At 73.3% G+C, this 15004-nt stretch carries 17 protein-coding genes and 3 tRNA genes; 8 read left to right on the top strand and 12 right to left on the bottom strand.

The genetic code is table 11. The features are described 5' to 3' along the window. Window positions 1-99 precede the first annotated feature (99 nt). The 8 genes from DMB38_RS19235 to DMB38_RS19270 form a co-directional block, all read right to left on the bottom strand. Window positions 100-175: transfer RNA gene (locus tag DMB38_RS19235), tRNA-Gly, on the bottom strand. Window positions 176-255: 80 nt separating this feature from the next. Further along, complete coding sequence (locus tag DMB38_RS19240; RefSeq protein WP_125936220.1) at window positions 256-861, bottom strand: response regulator transcription factor; 606 nt, start codon at window positions 859-861, stop codon at window positions 256-258. After that, window positions 858-2348 carry a histidine kinase gene (locus DMB38_RS19245; protein ID WP_125936221.1) on the bottom strand — a complete coding sequence of 497 codons (1491 nt, stop codon included), beginning with the start codon at window positions 2346-2348 and terminating at the stop codon, window positions 858-860. The genes DMB38_RS19240 and DMB38_RS19245 overlap by 4 nt, the downstream gene beginning before the upstream one ends. Continuing rightward, complete coding sequence (locus DMB38_RS19250; RefSeq protein ID WP_125936222.1) at window positions 2288-3109, bottom strand: ABC transporter permease; 822 nt, start codon at window positions 3107-3109, stop codon at window positions 2288-2290. The genes DMB38_RS19245 and DMB38_RS19250 overlap by 61 nt, the downstream gene beginning before the upstream one ends. Beyond that, a complete protein-coding gene (locus DMB38_RS19255; RefSeq protein WP_125936223.1) occupies window positions 3106-4110 on the bottom strand; it encodes an ABC transporter ATP-binding protein in 1005 nt (334 codons plus the stop codon). The genes DMB38_RS19250 and DMB38_RS19255 overlap by 4 nt, the downstream gene beginning before the upstream one ends. Before the next feature lie 126 nt (window positions 4111-4236). Next, a tRNA-Gly gene (locus DMB38_RS19260) sits at window positions 4237-4309 on the bottom strand. Between the two features lie 74 nt (window positions 4310-4383). Beyond that, window positions 4384-4455: transfer RNA gene (locus DMB38_RS19265), tRNA-Gly, on the bottom strand. 208 nt (window positions 4456-4663) lie between these two features. Next, window positions 4664-4981, bottom strand: a complete 318-nt coding sequence (locus DMB38_RS19270) for an Lsr2 family protein (RefSeq protein WP_027745315.1) — start codon at window positions 4979-4981, stop codon at window positions 4664-4666. A gap of 323 nt (window positions 4982-5304) precedes the next feature. Between DMB38_RS19270 and purS the strand changes: the two genes are divergently transcribed. From purS to purL, 3 genes are read left to right on the top strand one after another with little or no spacing between them, the layout of a single operon-like run. Beyond that, complete coding sequence (gene purS / locus DMB38_RS19275) at window positions 5305-5574, top strand: phosphoribosylformylglycinamidine synthase subunit PurS (protein WP_047017143.1); 270 nt, start codon at window positions 5305-5307, stop codon at window positions 5572-5574. After that, window positions 5571-6251, top strand: coding sequence for a phosphoribosylformylglycinamidine synthase subunit PurQ (gene purQ / locus DMB38_RS19280; RefSeq protein ID WP_047017144.1), 681 nt, complete (start codon window positions 5571-5573; stop codon window positions 6249-6251). The genes purS and purQ overlap by 4 nt, the downstream gene beginning before the upstream one ends. Then, on the top strand, window positions 6248-8506 hold the full coding sequence (gene purL, locus DMB38_RS19285) for a phosphoribosylformylglycinamidine synthase subunit PurL (protein WP_125936224.1): 2259 nt from the start codon (window positions 6248-6250) through the stop codon (window positions 8504-8506). The genes purQ and purL overlap by 4 nt, the downstream gene beginning before the upstream one ends. Before the next feature lie 28 nt (window positions 8507-8534). On the opposite strand, the gene DMB38_RS19290 is transcribed toward purL, so the two are convergent. Continuing rightward, entirely contained in the window at window positions 8535-9047 is a 513-nt protein-coding gene (locus tag DMB38_RS19290; protein ID WP_047020192.1) for a PH domain-containing protein, read from the bottom strand. Between the two features lie 54 nt (window positions 9048-9101). Between DMB38_RS19290 and DMB38_RS19295 the strand changes: the two genes are divergently transcribed. Next, window positions 9102-9941, top strand: a complete 840-nt coding sequence (locus tag DMB38_RS19295) for a sterol carrier family protein (RefSeq protein ID WP_125936225.1) — start codon at window positions 9102-9104, stop codon at window positions 9939-9941. Window positions 9942-9969: 28 nt separating this feature from the next. Here the strand turns inward: DMB38_RS19295 and DMB38_RS19300 are convergent, their stop codons facing one another. Then, window positions 9970-11163 (bottom strand): MFS transporter, encoded by a 1194-nt coding sequence (locus DMB38_RS19300; protein WP_240662369.1) that lies wholly within the window; start codon window positions 11161-11163, stop codon window positions 9970-9972. A gap of 95 nt (window positions 11164-11258) precedes the next feature. On the opposite strand from DMB38_RS19300, the gene DMB38_RS19305 reads away from it, so the two are divergent. Together DMB38_RS19305 and DMB38_RS19310 are read left to right on the top strand one after the other, a co-directional pair. Beyond that, complete coding sequence (locus tag DMB38_RS19305) at window positions 11259-11852, top strand: TetR/AcrR family transcriptional regulator (protein ID WP_125936227.1); 594 nt, start codon at window positions 11259-11261, stop codon at window positions 11850-11852. A gap of 29 nt (window positions 11853-11881) precedes the next feature. Then, window positions 11882-12433, top strand: a complete 552-nt coding sequence (locus DMB38_RS19310; RefSeq protein WP_125936228.1) for a YciI family protein — start codon at window positions 11882-11884, stop codon at window positions 12431-12433. 31 nt (window positions 12434-12464) lie between these two features. On the opposite strand, the gene DMB38_RS19315 is transcribed toward DMB38_RS19310, so the two are convergent. Beyond that, window positions 12465-12890 (bottom strand): multidrug efflux SMR transporter, encoded by a 426-nt coding sequence (locus tag DMB38_RS19315; protein WP_206337713.1) that lies wholly within the window; start codon window positions 12888-12890, stop codon window positions 12465-12467. Next, window positions 12887-13207: a multidrug efflux SMR transporter gene (locus DMB38_RS19320; RefSeq protein ID WP_125936229.1), complete on the bottom strand. Its 321-nt coding sequence runs from the start codon at window positions 13205-13207 to the stop codon at window positions 12887-12889. Before DMB38_RS19320 ends, DMB38_RS19315 begins: the two co-directional genes overlap by 4 nt. A 110-nt stretch (window positions 13208-13317) precedes the next feature. Between DMB38_RS19320 and DMB38_RS19325 the strand changes: the two genes are divergently transcribed. Together DMB38_RS19325 and DMB38_RS19330 are read left to right on the top strand one after the other, a co-directional pair. Continuing rightward, the gene (locus DMB38_RS19325) at window positions 13318-13677 is read left to right on the top strand and encodes a MerR family transcriptional regulator (protein ID WP_125936230.1); all 360 of its coding nucleotides are present in this window, start codon (window positions 13318-13320) and stop codon (window positions 13675-13677) included. Between the two features lie 34 nt (window positions 13678-13711). Then, window positions 13712-14893, top strand: coding sequence for a hypothetical protein (locus DMB38_RS19330; RefSeq protein WP_206337714.1), 1182 nt, complete (start codon window positions 13712-13714; stop codon window positions 14891-14893). Window positions 14894-15004 lie beyond the last annotated feature (111 nt).

The following is a 15004-nucleotide window of genomic DNA, read 5'->3' on the forward strand; positions in this document are numbered from 1 at the left end:
CCTGATCCTGGCACAGAAAGGGGCGGCGCCCCGGGCAGCGCCGGGGGTCTTGCGTGTTGTGCCGCGGGAAGGCGCGGAGCGGCCGGTGCGCGATGCGCGTGGAGCGGACGACGAGACTCGAACTCGCGACCCCCACCTTGGCAAGGTGGTGCTCTACCAACTGAGCTACGTCCGCGCGCCTATGGGCCGGCAGCCCACTATACCCGCGCACGCACGCCGCGGACCGGCCGGATCCGACCGCCCGCCCCCGGCCCCTCACAGCCAGCCGCGCTCCCGCGCGATGCGGGCCGCCGCGTGGCGGTTCTCCGCGTCGAGTTTCGTCATCGCCGACGACAGGTAGTTCCGTACCGTCCCCGGGGTCAGCGACGCGCGGCGGGCGATGTCCGAGACCGGGGCGCCGTCAGCCGCCAGCTCCAGCACCTCCGCTTCCCGCGGCGTCAGCGGGGAGTCGCCCGCCGCGATGGCGTCCGCCGCCAGCTCCGGGTCGACGTACCGGCCGCCCGCGTGCACCGTGCGGATCACCTCCGCCAGCCGCTGCGCCGAGACGGTCTTGGGCACGAAGCCCCGCACCCCCGCGGAGAGCGCCTGCTTCAGCGCGCCCGGGCGGCCGTGGCTGGTGACGATCATCGCCGCGCAGCCGGGTGCCGCCGTACGCAGCGAGGCCGCCACGGCGACGCCGTCGAGCCCCGGCATCTGCAGGTCCAGTACGGCGACGTCCGGCCGGTGGGCGCGGGCCATGGCCAGCGCCTCGTCGCCGCCCGCCGCCTCGGCGACGACGGTCAGGTCGTCCTCCAGCGCCAGCAGCGCGGCCAGCGCGCCGCGGATCAGGTGCTCGTCGTCGGCGAGCAGGACTCGGATCACGACGCCTCCAGGTCGATACGCGCGGCCAGCCGGAACCGTCCGCCGGTCCTGCGCTGTGCGCTCAGCGTGCCGCCGACGGCCGCCAGCCGCTCGCGCAGCCCGGTGAGCCCGGCGCCGTCGGCGGGGGTGCCGGGTTCGGCGTCGGGGGCGCCGTCGTTGTCCATGACGAGTTCCGCGCCGCCGTCCGCGACCCGCATCGACACCGTGCACATGCGGGCGTCCGCGTGCCGCAGCACGTTCGTCGTCCCCTCGCGGACCACCCACGCCAGCGCCGACTGCACCCGCTCCGGCACCTCCCCGCGGCGGCCCGGAGCCGTCAGGTCCGCGTCGTCCACCTCGCAGTCGACCCCGGCCGCGCGGAGCACCGCGCGGGCGCCGGCCAGCTCGGCGTGCAGGTCGGCGGCGCGGTAGCCCCGTACGACCGCGCGGATCTCGCGCTGCGACTCCTGCGCGACCCGCTGCACCTCCGCCATCTGGTCCGCGGCCTCGGGCCGGCCGCGCTGCGCCAGTTGGACGGCCAGCTCGCTCTTGAGCGCCATGACGGCGAGGTTGCGCCCCAGCACGTCGTGCAGGTCGCGGCCGAAGCGCAGCCGCTCCTCGGCGACGGCCAGCCGGGCCTGCACGGCGCGGGCGGCGACCAGTTCGTCGACGAGCTGCAGGCCCCACGCGGAGACGCGGAAGGTGAACCCCATGAAGGGCGCGCACACCGCCGTGGTGACCGCGGTGATCGCCAGTGGTGCCCCGCGCGGCCCGATCGCCAGCGCGGCCAGCAGCGTGGCGGCGCACAGCGCGGCGACGGCCAACGCGCCGCGACGCAGCGGCAGCGCCAGCACCAGGGGCCCGGCCGCGAACATCAGCACCCATACCAGGAACGGCCCCAGCTCCGACGGGTCCAGCCTTTCCGCCGCGCGCAGCGCGAGGGCCGCGGTCAGCAGTGCCGAGACGGCGACGAGGTAGACCACCAGCAGTCGGCGGGTCGGTCCCGCGGCGCCGAGGAACGGGGCGCTGAGCGAGAGCTTGACCTGCATCGTGAGGTGCGCCAACAGCAGCACGACGACGACGGCGAACGGCACCGCGCCCATGTCGTCGCGGGTGTTGTTCAGCCACACGCCGAGCAGCGCGGCCTCGACGAGGGCGAGGAAGTAGATCGTGGAGAGGGTGTAGCTCCGCCAGCGCTCGGGCCCGCTCATGCGGCGGGCGCGCCGGAGCCAGCGGAGCGCGCCCCCACCGCGCCCCGGTGCCGGGATCCGATCCGGGACCGGATCCCGGCCGGCGCCCGCGCCCGCGTCCGGCTCGGTCATCTCGTACGTCCCCTCCGCTCCGCGTGCTCCGGCCGCCCCGGCGTTCCCGCTCGGCGTGATCGCCGCGTACGGCCGTACCGTACGCCCACCGCCCCCCGGTGGCCGCGCGGCCGCCCGCACCCCCCTCACCCGCGCGGCTCCCACCGGAACCACCGCCGCACGGCCCACGCGCCCGCGGCGATCCACGCCGCCGCCACCGCGAGCGCCTGGACGACCGCGCCGCCGCCCAGCTCCCCGGTCCAGCCGCCCCGCACCAGCTCCACCACCGGCGACAGCGGCAGCCGCTGCGCCACCTCCGCGACCGAGTCCGGCAGCACCTCGAACGGCACGAACAGCCCCGAGCCGAACATCGACGCCAGCAGCAGCGGCATGCTCGTCAACTGCGCGCTCTCCGCCGACTTCGTCACCGCCGCGGTCGCCGCGGCCAGCACCGTCAGCATCGCCATCCCCAGGAGCACCCCCAGCACCGCCAGATGCGGCGCCTCGGGCGCCGGTGAGTCCATCGCCAGGCTCACGGCGACGGCCAGCACCAGGCACTGCCCCAGCGCGACGCACAGGGCGGGCAGCGCGGCACCGGCGAGCAGTTCGCGGTCGGTGAGCAGGCCGGTGCGCAGCCGCTTGAGCACGAGTTCCTCGCGGCGGGCGACGTAGACGATGACGAGGTTCGCGTAGACGACGAAGATCAGCGCGAAGACGACGGCGCTCGGCAGCACGACGGTGGCCGCGGTGAGGCCGGTGTCGGAGAGGTCCATCTCCTCGACGGCGGACCGGGTGGCGAAGGCGAAGCCCGCCGGGGTGACCAGGGCGCCGAAGAGGACGAGCTTGCTGCGCCACATCAGCGTCAGCTCGGCGCGGCCGATCGCCGCCAGCCGGGCGAGCGGCCCCGGGACGTCGGCGGCGCGGTCGTCGAGGTGCGCCGCCGGGGTGGCGGCGGTGGTGGCGGTCATCGGGCGTTCCTCTCGTCGGTACGGACCGCGTCGGCGGTGCGCTTCGCGGACGGGGCGCTCCTGCCGCGCCCCCGGTCGTCCATGGCGGCGTCCGCGATCTTCAGGAACGCCTCCTCCAGCGACGCCGACCTGGCGTCGAGACCGGCCAGCTCCACGCCGTTGTCCTGGGCCCACAGCAGCAGCCCCGTCAGCGTCCGCTGCAGCGCGCTCGTACGCAGCCGTACGCTCGTCCCCGCCAGCTCGTGGCCCGTCACGCCCAGCGCCGGCAGCGGCGGCAGGTCGCCCGGCAGCCAGCCGGTGGGCAGCCGGAACGACACGGTCGCCGGGTGCGCGCCCACGATCTCCTCCACGGTGCCGGCCGCGGCGATCCGCCCGCTCGCCATGATCGCCAGCCGGTCCGCCAGCTCCTCGGCCTCTTCCAGGTAGTGCGTGGTGAGCAGCACCGTCGTCCCGCCGGCGCGCAGTTCGCGTACCAGCTCCCACGTCGCGTGCCGCCCCTCGGCGTCGAGCCCGGTGGTCGGTTCGTCGAGGAAGAGCACTTCGGGCCGGCCGAGGAGCGCGAGCGCCAGGTCGAGGCGGCGCTTCTCGCCGCCGGAGAGCTGCGCCACCCGGACGTCCCGGCGGCCGGCGAGCCCGACCAGTTCCAGCGCCTCCGCGGTGGGCCGCGGCCGCGCCGTGCAGCCGGCCCACATCCGTACCGTCTCGGCGACCGTGAGCTGCGAGGGCATCCCGCCTTCCTGGAGCATCACGCCGGTGTACGGGCGCACCCGCCCGCGCTCGCGGTACGGGTCACGCCCCAGCACCCGCACCCGGCCCCCGCTGGGCTCCGCCAGCCCCTCCAGCAGCTCCACGGTGGAGGTCTTGCCGGCGCCGTTGGTACCCAGCAGGGCGAACAACTCGCCCCGCCGGACGGCGAAGTCGACGCCGCGCACCGCCTCGAAGTCTCCGTACGTGCGCCGCAGCCCCGCGGCGCTGATCACGTCTTCCTCTGCACTGACCATGTCTTCAGACTTCCGCCGCCGCGGGCGCCGGTGCAGTGCACGCTGTCATCGGACGCGATGACAGATGTCATGGGGCGACTTCGGGGAACACGAAAAGAGCCCCGGCCGAAGCCGGGGCTCTCACTGAGCGGACGACGAGATTCGAACTCGCGACCCTCACCTTGGCAAGGTGATGCTCTACCAACTGAGCCACGTCCGCGTGCATCCGAACGGCTCTCACCGTCCGGCGCGTGCTCCACTCTACCCCACGAACTCACAGGGCTTCTGTGGCGGAGCGGGTGACAGGAATCGCACACTGCGCCTCCCTCTTGGAAAGAGGGCGCTCTACTACTGAGCTACACCCGCGTGGCCTCGGGGGGTCTCCCCTTGGCGCGTGTCCAGACTCTATCCGATCCCGGGGGGCAGATGGCAAGCCGGGCCGGTGAACGGGCGTCAAGACGGCCCGGCGGACGGCCGGATGAGGGATCCGCCGGACGGCGGACGCGGGAGCCGCCGGGTGGACCGGAAGAGAGCCGGAAGTGAGCCGGAAGAGGGGTCCGGGAGGGCCGCGGCGTCAGTGCGCGGCTTCGAACGCCTCGTAGACCTTCTTCGGGATACGGCCCCTGGCCGGCACCTCCATGCCCTGCGACCCGGCCCAGGCGCGCACGGTGGCGGGGTTGGGCGCGATGTCGGTGCGGGTGAACGCCCGCCCGGACGCGGCCTGCTTCCGCCCGGCCCGCAGGAAGGGCGCCAGCGTGCTGCGCAGTTTCTTGGCGTTCGAGGCATTGAGATCGATCTCGTACGACTTCCCGTCGAGTCCGAAGTTGACCGTCTCGGTCGCTTCTCCGCCGTCGATGTCGTCGAAGAGGCTGACCACTACGCGCTGCGCCACGAAACCGGTCCTTCCGTCGGTCGCGCCTGCCGCTTTCCTCGCCCGCCGCGCGACCTGCGCGGAAGACCGGGGCTGCGGGAGCGCCGGCTCATTTGATCAGTGCTTTCCCTTTGTATCGCGACGGATTCTGTTGCGGAAGTCGAGCAAATGGGCCCGCGTGTCACGTCGCAATGCGGACCCTACTTTTATTGGGCCCTTTACCCAAGTGGATATCACGGGCGATGCGGAACCGTAACCGGCCCGACCCATATCTACCCGGGTAGATTTGTCCGCAAGGTACGCTGTCGTCACCGCTTCTTCAAGACCCTTACCGGGAGTAGCCAGTGGCCCGCGTCGTAGTCGACGTCATGCTCAAGCCGGAGATCCTCGACCCCCAGGGGCAGGCGGTGCAGCGCGCGCTGCCGCGCCTCGGCTTCGCCGGGATCGCCGATGTCCGCCAGGGCAAGCGCTTCGAGCTCGAAGTGGAGGGGCCGGTCGACGACGCCGCCCTCGCGCAGATCAACACGATGGCCGAGACGTTCCTTGCGAACACCGTGATCGAGGACTTCACCGTACGTGTCGAGGAAGTCGCGCACGGGGGAGAGGCGAAGTGACCGCTCGTATCGGCGTCGTCACCTTTCCGGGATCTCTCGACGACCGCGACGCGCTGCGGGCGGTTCGGCTGGCGGGCGCGGAGCCGGTCTCGCTCTGGCACCGGGACCGGGATCTGCGGCAGGTCGACGCGGTCGTGCTCCCCGGCGGTTTCAGTTACGGCGACTATCTGCGCGCGGGTGCCATTTCGCGCTTTGCGCCCGTGATGGATACGGTCGTCGCGCAGGCCAGGTCCGGTATGCCGGTCCTCGGCATCTGCAACGGCTTCCAGGTGCTGACGGAAACCCATCTTCTGCCCGGCGCGATGTTGCGCAACAACCACCTGCACTTCATCTGCAGGGACCAGAAGCTGCGGGTGGAGAACGCCGGCACCGCCTGGACCGCCGACTACGCCGCGGGCCAGGACATCCACATTCCGTTGAAGAACATCGACGGCCGTTACACCGCGGACGAACGCACGCTCGACGAGCTGGAGGCCACCGGCCGCGTCGTCTTCCGCTACCTCGACGGCAACCCCAACGGCTCGCTGCGCGACATCGCCGGCATCGCCAACGAGGCGGGCAACGTCGTCGGCCTCATGCCCCACCCCGAGCACGCCGTCGAACCCCTCGTCGGCACCGGCCGCACCGACGGCCTCGGCTTCTTCACCTCGATCCTCAAGAGGCTGGTCCACGCATGACGCGCACTCCGCTCGATACCGTCAAGCACGCCTCCGGCAGTCCCGGCACCGAGCAGCCCTGGGCCGAACTCGGCCTGAAGCGGAACGAGTACGAGCAGATCCGCGAGATCCTCGGCCGCCGCCCGACCGGTGCGGAACTGGCCATGTACTCCGTCATGTGGTCGGAGCACTGCTCGTACAAATCGAGCAAGGTGCACCTCAAGCAGTTCGGCGACAAGGCCCCGCCCTCCGACGCCCTCCTCGTCGGCATCGGCGAGCAGGCGGGCGTCGTGGACGTCGGCCAGGGCTACGCCGTCACGTTCAAGGTCGAGTCGCACAACCACCCCTCGTACGTGGAGCCTTACCAGGGCGCCGCCACCGGCATCGGCGGCATCGTCCGCGACATCATCGCCATGGGCGCCCGCCCCGTCGCCGTGATGGACCCGCTGCGCTTCGGCGCCGCCGACCACCCCGACACCAAGCGCGTGCTCCCCGGCGTCGTCGCCGGCATCGGCGGCTACGGCAACTGCCTCGGCCTGCCCAACATCGGCGGCGAGGTCGTCTTCGACCCCTGCTACCAGGGCAACCCGCTCGTCAACGCCCTCTGCGTCGGTGTCATGCGGCACGAGGACATCCACCTCGCCAAGGCCGCGGGCGTCGGCAACAAGGTGATCCTCTACGGCGCCCGCACCGGCGGCGACGGCATCGGCGGCGCCTCCATCCTGGCCTCCGAGACCTTCGACGACGCCAAGCCCAGCAAGCGCCCCAGCGTGCAGGTCGGCGACCCCTTCCAGGAGAAGCTGCTCATCGAGTGCACCCTGGAGGCGTTCCACGAGGACCTCGTCGTCGGCATCCAGGACCTCGGCGCGGCCGGGCTCTCCTGCGCGACGTCCGAGCTGGCCTCCAACGGCACCGGCGGCATGCGCGTCGAACTCGACGTCGTACCCCTGCGCGACGCGACGCTCTCGCCCGAGGAGATCCTCATGAGCGAGTCGCAGGAGCGGATGTGCGCGGTGGTCGAGCCCGCGAAGGTCGACCGCTTCCTCGCCATCTGCGAGAAGTGGGACGTCACCGCCACCGTCATCGGCGAGGTCACCGACGGCGACCGGCTGGAGATCTACTGGCACGGCGAGCAGATCGTCGACGTGCCGCCGCGCACCGTCGCCCACGACGGCCCGGTCTACGAGCGGCCGATGGCCCGCCCCGGCTGGCTCGACGCCCTCCAGGCCGACGACGCGGCGAAGCTCCCGCGCCCGGCGGACGGCGCTGAGCTGCGCGCGCAGGTGCTGCGGCTCCTCGGCTCGCCGAACCAGGCCGACAAGTCGTGGATCACCTCGCAGTACGACCGCTTCGTCCTCGGCAACACCGTCCTGGCGCAGCCCGAGGACTCCGGCATGATCCGGATCGACGAGGAGACCGGCCTCGGCGTCGCGCTGGCCACCGACGGCAACGGCCGGTACGCCAAGCTCGACCCGTACGCGGGCGCGCAACTGGCGCTGGCGGAGTCGTACCGCAACGTCGCCGCCACCGGCGCCCGCCCGCTCGCCGTCACCGACTGCCTCAACTTCCCCTCGCCGGAGGACCCGGCGGGCATGTGGCAGTTCGCCGAGGCGTGCCGCGGCCTGGCCGACGCCTGCCGCACCCTGGGCACCCCGGTCACCGGCGGCAACGTCTCCCTCTACAACCAGACCGGCGACCAGCCGATCCACCCGACGCCGGTCGTCGGCGTCCTCGGCGTGATCGACGACGTGGCGCGGCGCACCCCGATGGCGTTCGCCCAGGAGGGCCAACTGCTGTACCTCCTCGGCGAGACGAAGGAGGAGCTGGGCGGCTCGGCCTGGTCGCAGGTGGTCCACGACCACCTCGGCGGGCTGCCGCCGGCGGTCGACCTGGAGCGGGAGCGGCTGCTCGCCGAGATCCTCATCTCCGCGTCGCGCGACGGCATGATCGACGCCGCGCACGACCTGTCGGACGGCGGGCTGGTGCAGGCGGTGATCGAGTCCTGCCTGAAGGGCGGCCACGGCGCGCGCCTGGTGGTGCCCGAGGGGCTGGATCCCGCGGTGTTCCTCTTCTCGGAGTCGCAGGGCCGCGCGGTGGTGGCGGTGCCGCGGAGCGAGGAGATGCGGTTCACCGACATGTGCGGCGCACGCGGGCTGCCCGCGACCCGGATCGGCGTGGTCGACGGGGACGCGGTGGAGCTGCAGGGGCAGTTCACGCTGCCGCTGGCGGAGCTGCGGGAGACGTACGAGCGGACGATCCCGGAGCTCTTCGCCTGAGCCCGGGGCCGTCCGCCGCGGGGGCGGGTCAGCGCACGGGCTCCGACCCGCCCCCGAGGGCGTCCACGGCGCGGTAGATCTCGGCCTTCAGCCCCTCCGGGTCCGGTACGTGCCGGAGCGTCATCACGCCCTGTTCGGACGCGGACTGCACGTTGAGGGTGCCGTAGCGCATGATCCGTTCCCAGAGGTTGGCCCGGAACGACACGTCGTTCACGCGCGACAGCGGGATGCTGCGGCCGGACTTGGAGAGGAAGCCGCTGCGCTTGTGGAGGCGCTTGGTGGTCAGGATGTACATCGTGCTGCGCCACTGCAGCAGCGGCACGAGCCAGAAGTAGCAGGCGAAGATCGCCGCCACCGCCAGCACCCCGAAGCTCGTGTACGTCCCCCAGTCCTCGTCCGTCGGCAGCCACCAGACGAGCGCCCCGGCGGCCACCGCGATGACGCAGAGCGCGAGGAACTCGTTGACCAGCGTGGTCCAGTGCTGGCGGGTCACGTACACCAGCGACTCGTCTTCTGCGAGGTAGCGGTCGGCGATAGGCATGCGCGCATGGTGGCACACGACCGGGTTGTCACACATCGGCCGTACGCTCCTGTCATGACGACCGCCAAGCGCAGCGGCGCCCGCAGGGCACGTACGTACGACCCGGACAAGACGTGGACGGCGCTCACGGCGCAGGTGCGCGCGCTCAGCGCCGCGGCGCACGCGCTGGACGAGCGCCGGCTCGCGCTGCCGTCGGGCCTGCCGGGCTGGGACGTACGGCTGCTGCTGGCGCACGTCGCCGGTGAGATCGAGACGGTGCCGCGGCTGCTCGCCGAGCCGCCGCCGGCGGCGGTGCGGGCGGCGGTCGACCTGCCGCGGTGGGCGGTGTCGACGGCGGGCGCGGCGGACGACCTGGCGGCGGGCGTCGTACGGGACGCGGAGCACATCTCCGCCGCGTACGGGGACGGGCCGGCGGCCCTCGCCGCGGCGCTGGACGCGGCGGCGGAGCGGCTGGCGGCGGCCGCGCCGGAGGCGGTACGGAGCGACAGGCTGCTGCCGCACCGCTTCGGCCCGATGACCGCGCTCGACGTGACGGTCACCCGCCTCGTCGAGCTCGTCGTGCACAGCGACGACCTGACCCGCGCCACCGGCGCCGACGTCCCGCTGGACCGGGGCGCGGTCGCCGCCGCGGTCCGCGTCCTGGCGGACGCCCTGGCGGCGAAGTCCCCGGGCGCGGCGGTGGAGGTCCGCATCCCGCCGTACGCGGCGATCCAGTGCATCGAGGGCCCCCGCCACACCCGGGGCACGCCGCCGAACGTGGTGGAGACGGACCCCCTGACGTGGATCCGGCTGGCGACGGGGCGCACGGAGTGGGCGGCGGCGCTGGAAGGGGGCGCGGTCACGGCGAGCGGCGAACGGGCGGACCTGAGCGGGGTGCTCCCCGTGCTCGCCTGAGCCACGTGGACCGCTTGGGGCCGGGACGTCAGCGCAGCCCGGCGTTGGCGCGGTCACTCCAGACGGCCAGCCCCGCCGCCAGGGCGCAGGCGCCGCCGAGCCACAGCACGCCCCGGAGGGACAGCGCATCGACCATGACGCCGCCGGCCAGCGCGCCGAGGCCGATGGACAGGTTGAACACCGCCACCCACAGCGCCGAGGCCGCCTCCACCGCCTGCGGGGCGGCCTTGATCATCCACGTCTGCAGGCCGACCGACACGCCCCCGTAGGCGAGACCCCAGACGATCAGCAGGACGGCACCGCCGGCCGCCATTCGGCCGAGGAGCAGGAAGAGGGGCATCGCGGCAGCGAGGGAGAGGGTGATGACGAGCACGCTGCGGTGCACGTGGCGCGAGAGGGCGGCGCCGGCCACGAAGTTGCCGATCAGGCCCGCCGCGCCGAAGCCGAACAGCAACGGGGCGACGTAGCGCTCGTCGATGCCGGAGAGCTGTTGCAGGGCCGGGCTCACGTAGGTGTACGCGGAGAAGTGCCCGAAGACGACGAGGGCCGTGGCGGCGATGCCGGCGCGCACGCCCGGGTTGCGCAGTTGGGCGGCCAGCAGCCGCGGCCGGACGGCCTGCGAGGCGGCCAGCGGTGGCAGCACGGCGAGCAGGGCGGCGAGCACGACGAGCGCCAGGGCGCTCATGGAGGCGAAGGCGACGCGCCAGCCGGTGAGTTCGCCGAGGAGGGTGCCGAGGGGGACGCCGAAGACGTTCGCGGCACCGACGCCGCCGAAGATGACGGCGGTCGCGCGCGGCACGTTGCCGGTGGCCACGAGGCGTACGGCAAGACCGCTGGCGACGGCCCAGAAGCCGCCGATGGCCACCCCGACGAGCACCCGGGAGGCCACCAGGACGGCGAAGTCCGGTGCCGCTGCGGTGGCCACGTTGGCTAGGGTCATCAGCGCCATCAGCGCCAGGAGCAGGACGCGCCGGTCGAGCCCCCTGACGAGCACGGGCACCAGTGGTGCGGAGACCGCGGCGACGAGGCTGGGCACGGTGACCATCAGCCCGGCGGTCCCTTCGGAGACCGAGAGCGCGGACCGTACGGAGGTCAGCAGGCCGATCGGCAACTGCTCGGCGGTCACCAGCAGGAACGTGCCGAAGGCCACGGCGGTGACCGCGAGCCAGTGGTCTTTCTGCGGGACGGGAGCGGGGTCGGCGCACTGCTCGGCGGTGGTCACGGAAGTCTCCTCTCGACGTATGGGAGCGATCGTTCCCATACGTCGGGGACCCTAATATGGGAACGATCGCTCCACAAGTCGGGTAGGCTTGGGGTATGGCACGCCCGCGGCAGTTCGACGAGCAGGACGCGGTGGTCAGGGCGACGGAGCTGTTCTGGCGCCGCGGCTATCACGCCACCTCGGTCCGCGATCTGGGCGAGGAGCTGAAGCTCACCCCCAGCAGCCTGTACCGCACCTTCACCGACAAGCACACGCTGTTCCTGCGCGCGCTCGACCACTACCGCGCCACGGACTCCGCCCAGGCCGAGCGGCTGATGGACGACGATGACCGGCCGGTCCGCGAGGTGCTGAGGGACTGGCTGCGGTGGCTGGTCACCTGCCCGCCCGACGGCCAACCGGCCCGCGGCTGCTTCGTGGTCAACACCGCGACCGAGCTGGGCACGACGGACGACCAGGTCAGCGACCGTACCGAGGCCGCCTTCGAGGTCACCCGGCAGGTGCTGCGCGCACTGCTGCGCCGCGGCCGGGCCAGGGACGAACTGCCGCCGGACTTCGACGTGGACGCGACGGCGGAGCTGCTGTTCACCACGGTCCTGGGGCTGCGGGTACGTGAACGGGCGGGCCACGACGCCGCAAACCTGACCACGGCGATCGACGCGGCGGTCGGGACCCTGGGCCCGCCGCCCTGACGGCCGTCGCCGGTGGTCAGACTGAACCCATGGACTTCTTCTGCTACCACCGGGACCGGCCCGGCTCGCTGGAGCTGCGGTATGAACTGCTCGAGGAGCACTGGTCCTACATGGACCGGTACGCGGCGGAGATGATCGCGCGCGGCCCGACCACGGCCGGCGACGGTGAGGTGCCGACCGGCAGCGTGCACATCCTCGACCTGCCGGATCCGGCCGCCGCCCGCGCGTTCGCCTTCGGCGAGCCCGGCTGGCAGGCGGGCGCGTACCGCGACGTGATGCTGCGCCGCTGGCGCAACGCCCTGGGCCGCACGATGTGGGACTTCCCCGGCGGGCGCACGGGCGGCGACCGCTACCTCGTGCTCGGACTCGGCGCCGGTGAGGCGGCCGACCTGGACCTGCCGCGGGAGCGGGACGAGTTGATCGCGTACGGGCCGCTGCTGTCGGACGACGGCGACAGGTGGCTGGGCACCGCCGCGCTGCTGCGGGCCCCGGACGCGGCCGCGGCGCGGGCGGTCCTCACGGCGGACGCGTACGCCGCGGTCGAGGTGCACGACTGGCACTTCGGCGGCCGGCCGGAGTGAGGCCGGCCGGCCGCCGAGCGCACCGCGGCCGTCACGCGGGGGCGGGCCGCTCGGGCAGCGCGGTCGTCTCGGGCCGCTGGTTCGTCGCCGGTTGCCGGGACTCCCCGGGGCGTTCGGTCTTCCCGGGGCCGTCCGCCAGCTTGAGCCAGACGACCCCCGCGATGATCACCGTGAGCCAGAGGGCCTTGGCGGGGGTGAGGGACTCGTCGAAGAAGACCGGACTGAGCAGGGCGGCCCCCACGGCTCCGATCCCCGCCCACACCGCGTAGCCGATGCCGACGTCGACGGTGCGCAGGGCGACGCTCAGGGCGTAGAGCGTCAGCAGGAAGAAGACCACGGCGACGAGCGACCACGAGAGCACCGTGAAGCCCTCGCTGCCGCCCACGGACAGGGCGTAGCCGACCTCGAAGACGCCGGCGAGCAGGAGTACGAGCCACGCTCGCGCGCGGGCGCTCATGCCGCACCGCTGAGCTGGAGGCCGACGACTCCGGCGATGACGGCGGCGATGCCGAGGAGCTTGCGCCAGCCGAGGCGCTGGCCGAAGAGCAGGACGCCGAGGACGACGATCCCGACGCCGGCGACGGAGGTCCAGATCGCGTAGCCGGCGCCGACGTCGAAGGTGAGCAGCGCCCGGCTGAGGAGGTAGGTGGCGACGCCGCCGCTGAGGAGCGTGGCGGCGGTCCAGGCGGGCCGGGTGAAGCCCCGGGCCTTGCCCGCTGACAGCGCGACGGCGATTTCGAAGACGACGGCGAGGCCGAGATGGAGCCAGTGCATGGCGGTTGTCCTTCCTGGCGGCGGGTGACGGAGCCGGCACCCGATCGTCGGACTTCACACCGGTGTCAAGTGCAAGAATGGAAGCCCGGCGAACGGCCAGGGGAGGACTCATGCGCATCGGCGAGCTGGCCGCCGCGAGCGGCGTCAGCACCCGTTCCCTGCGGTATTACGAGGAGCAGGGCCTCATCCGCTCCCGGCGTACCCCCGGCGGGTGGCGGGACTTCGACGGCTCCATGGTCGAGCGGGTGGTCATGATCCAGCACCTGTTCGCCGCCGGCCTGTCCAGCGCCACGATCCACGAGGTGCTGCCGTGCCTGGAGGCCCCGCCCGAGGAGCGTACGGGCGTGATGGAGCGGTTGCTCGCCCGGGAAGTCGAGCGGCTGGAGGCCAAGCGACGGGACATCGACCGCGAACTCGACACCCTGCGGGCGCTCCGCGCCGAGACGGCCCTGGTCGGCGAAGCCCCCTGACCACGCCTTCCCCGGCGGGTGCCAGACTTGAGTCATGACGACTCAGGTCTGGGACGACTGGCTGCGCTCCTACGCCGAACTCGCCCTGCGCATCGACCGGCGGCTGGCCGCGTCGGGCGGTGGCACCGCGCTCATCTACGGCGGTCCTGACGCCTGGCGGGAGGCGGTCGCCGCAGAAGAGCCCGTGCCGCCCGCGCACCTGGCCGAGGAGTGCGACGCCCTCCTCCGCGACATCCCGGCCGACGGCCACCGGGCCGCCTTCCTGGCCGCGCAACTGACCGCCATGCGTGCCATGGCCCTGCATCTGGACGGCGCCGGCGTCCCCTTCCCCGAGCACGCCCGCCAGTGTCTGGGGGTGGCGGTCGACTGGCAGCCCGAGGACCGGTTCGAGGCCGCCCACGCCCAGCTCGCCGCGGCGCTGCCCCCGGGTCCCGGCCCCCTGGCCGAGCGGCTGTCTGCCTGGCAGCGGGCCCACACCGTCCCCGCGGACCGGGTCCCGGAGCTGGCCCGCAGCGCCGTCGCCGAGACCCTGGCCCGTACCCGCACGCTCGTCGACCTGCCCGACGGGATCGACGTCGGCGTCCGGCTGGACCCCGGCCCGCACCGAGGGCACTACGCGGGCGGCAACCGCGGAACGATATACCTCAGCGACAGCCTGCCCTTCAACGGAGCCGACCTGCTCTACGTCGTGGCCCACGAGGGGTTCCCCGGGCACATCGCCGAATCGCTGCTGAAGGCCACCCACCTCGCCGACCGGCCGGAGCACGCGATCCGCTTCATGATCTCGCCGCCGTTCGTGGTCAGCGAGGGCCTCGGGCTCCATGCCCAGCAACTCGCCTTCCCGGGCGACGAAGCACAGCGATGGCTGACGGACCGGGTGCTCGCCCCGCTCGGGATCCCGTCGGACGGCAGCGACTTCGCCGCCATCCACGACGCCCGCAACGTCCTGTGGGGAGCCTGGGGCAACGCCGCCCACCTCGCCGCCCGCGGGCGGCCCGACGACGAGCTGGCGGCCTACCTGACCCGCTGGGCCCTGCTCTCCGAAGCCGAGACCGCCTGGGCGCTCGGCTCGCTGCGCACACCGGCCATGGGCACGTACGTGCTCGGCTACTTCCACGGCTGGCGGCTGCTGCGATCGTGGCTCGACCACCCCGACCGGCGACTCCGCGTACGCCGGCTCCTCACCGAGCCGGTCCTGCCGTCCGACGTGGCCTGACAGCCGGCCGGCCGGCTCGCGCGGCGCGGGCTCGCCGCCGGCGCCGCGGCCCCGCCGCCCCGCCGGAGGCCGGGACGTGATCCGGGCCACGCTCGGGCCGTGCGGGTGTCG

The organism is Streptomyces sp. WAC 06738, from assembly GCF_003945505.1.
GTDB lineage: Bacteria > Actinomycetota > Actinomycetes > Streptomycetales > Streptomycetaceae > Streptomyces.

Bases quoted from the DNA above. Each gene is read 5' to 3' on its own strand.
- DMB38_RS19315 (WP_206337713.1), bottom strand. From the start codon at position 12,890: ATGAGCGCCCGCGCGCGAGCGTGGCTCGTACTCCTGCTCGCCGGCGTC.
- DMB38_RS19310 (WP_125936228.1), top strand. From the start codon at position 11,882: ATGGACTTCTTCTGCTACCACCGGGACCGGCCCGGCTCGCTGGAGCTG.
- DMB38_RS19305 (WP_125936227.1), top strand. From the start codon at position 11,259: ATGGCACGCCCGCGGCAGTTCGACGAGCAGGACGCGGTGGTCAGGGCG.
- purL (WP_125936224.1), top strand. From the start codon at position 6,248: ATGACGCGCACTCCGCTCGATACCGTCAAGCACGCCTCCGGCAGTCCC.
- DMB38_RS19325 (WP_125936230.1), top strand. From the start codon at position 13,318: ATGCGCATCGGCGAGCTGGCCGCCGCGAGCGGCGTCAGCACCCGTTCC.
- DMB38_RS19250 (WP_125936222.1), bottom strand. From the start codon at position 3,109: ATGACCGCCACCACCGCCGCCACCCCGGCGGCGCACCTCGACGACCGC.
- DMB38_RS19295 (WP_125936225.1), top strand. From the start codon at position 9,102: ATGACGACCGCCAAGCGCAGCGGCGCCCGCAGGGCACGTACGTACGAC.
- DMB38_RS19255 (WP_125936223.1), bottom strand. From the start codon at position 4,110: ATGGTCAGTGCAGAGGAAGACGTGATCAGCGCCGCGGGGCTGCGGCGC.
- DMB38_RS19320 (WP_125936229.1), bottom strand. From the start codon at position 13,207: ATGCACTGGCTCCATCTCGGCCTCGCCGTCGTCTTCGAAATCGCCGTC.
- DMB38_RS19330 (WP_206337714.1), top strand. From the start codon at position 13,712: ATGACGACTCAGGTCTGGGACGACTGGCTGCGCTCCTACGCCGAACTC.
- DMB38_RS19290 (WP_047020192.1), bottom strand. From the start codon at position 9,047: ATGCCTATCGCCGACCGCTACCTCGCAGAAGACGAGTCGCTGGTGTAC.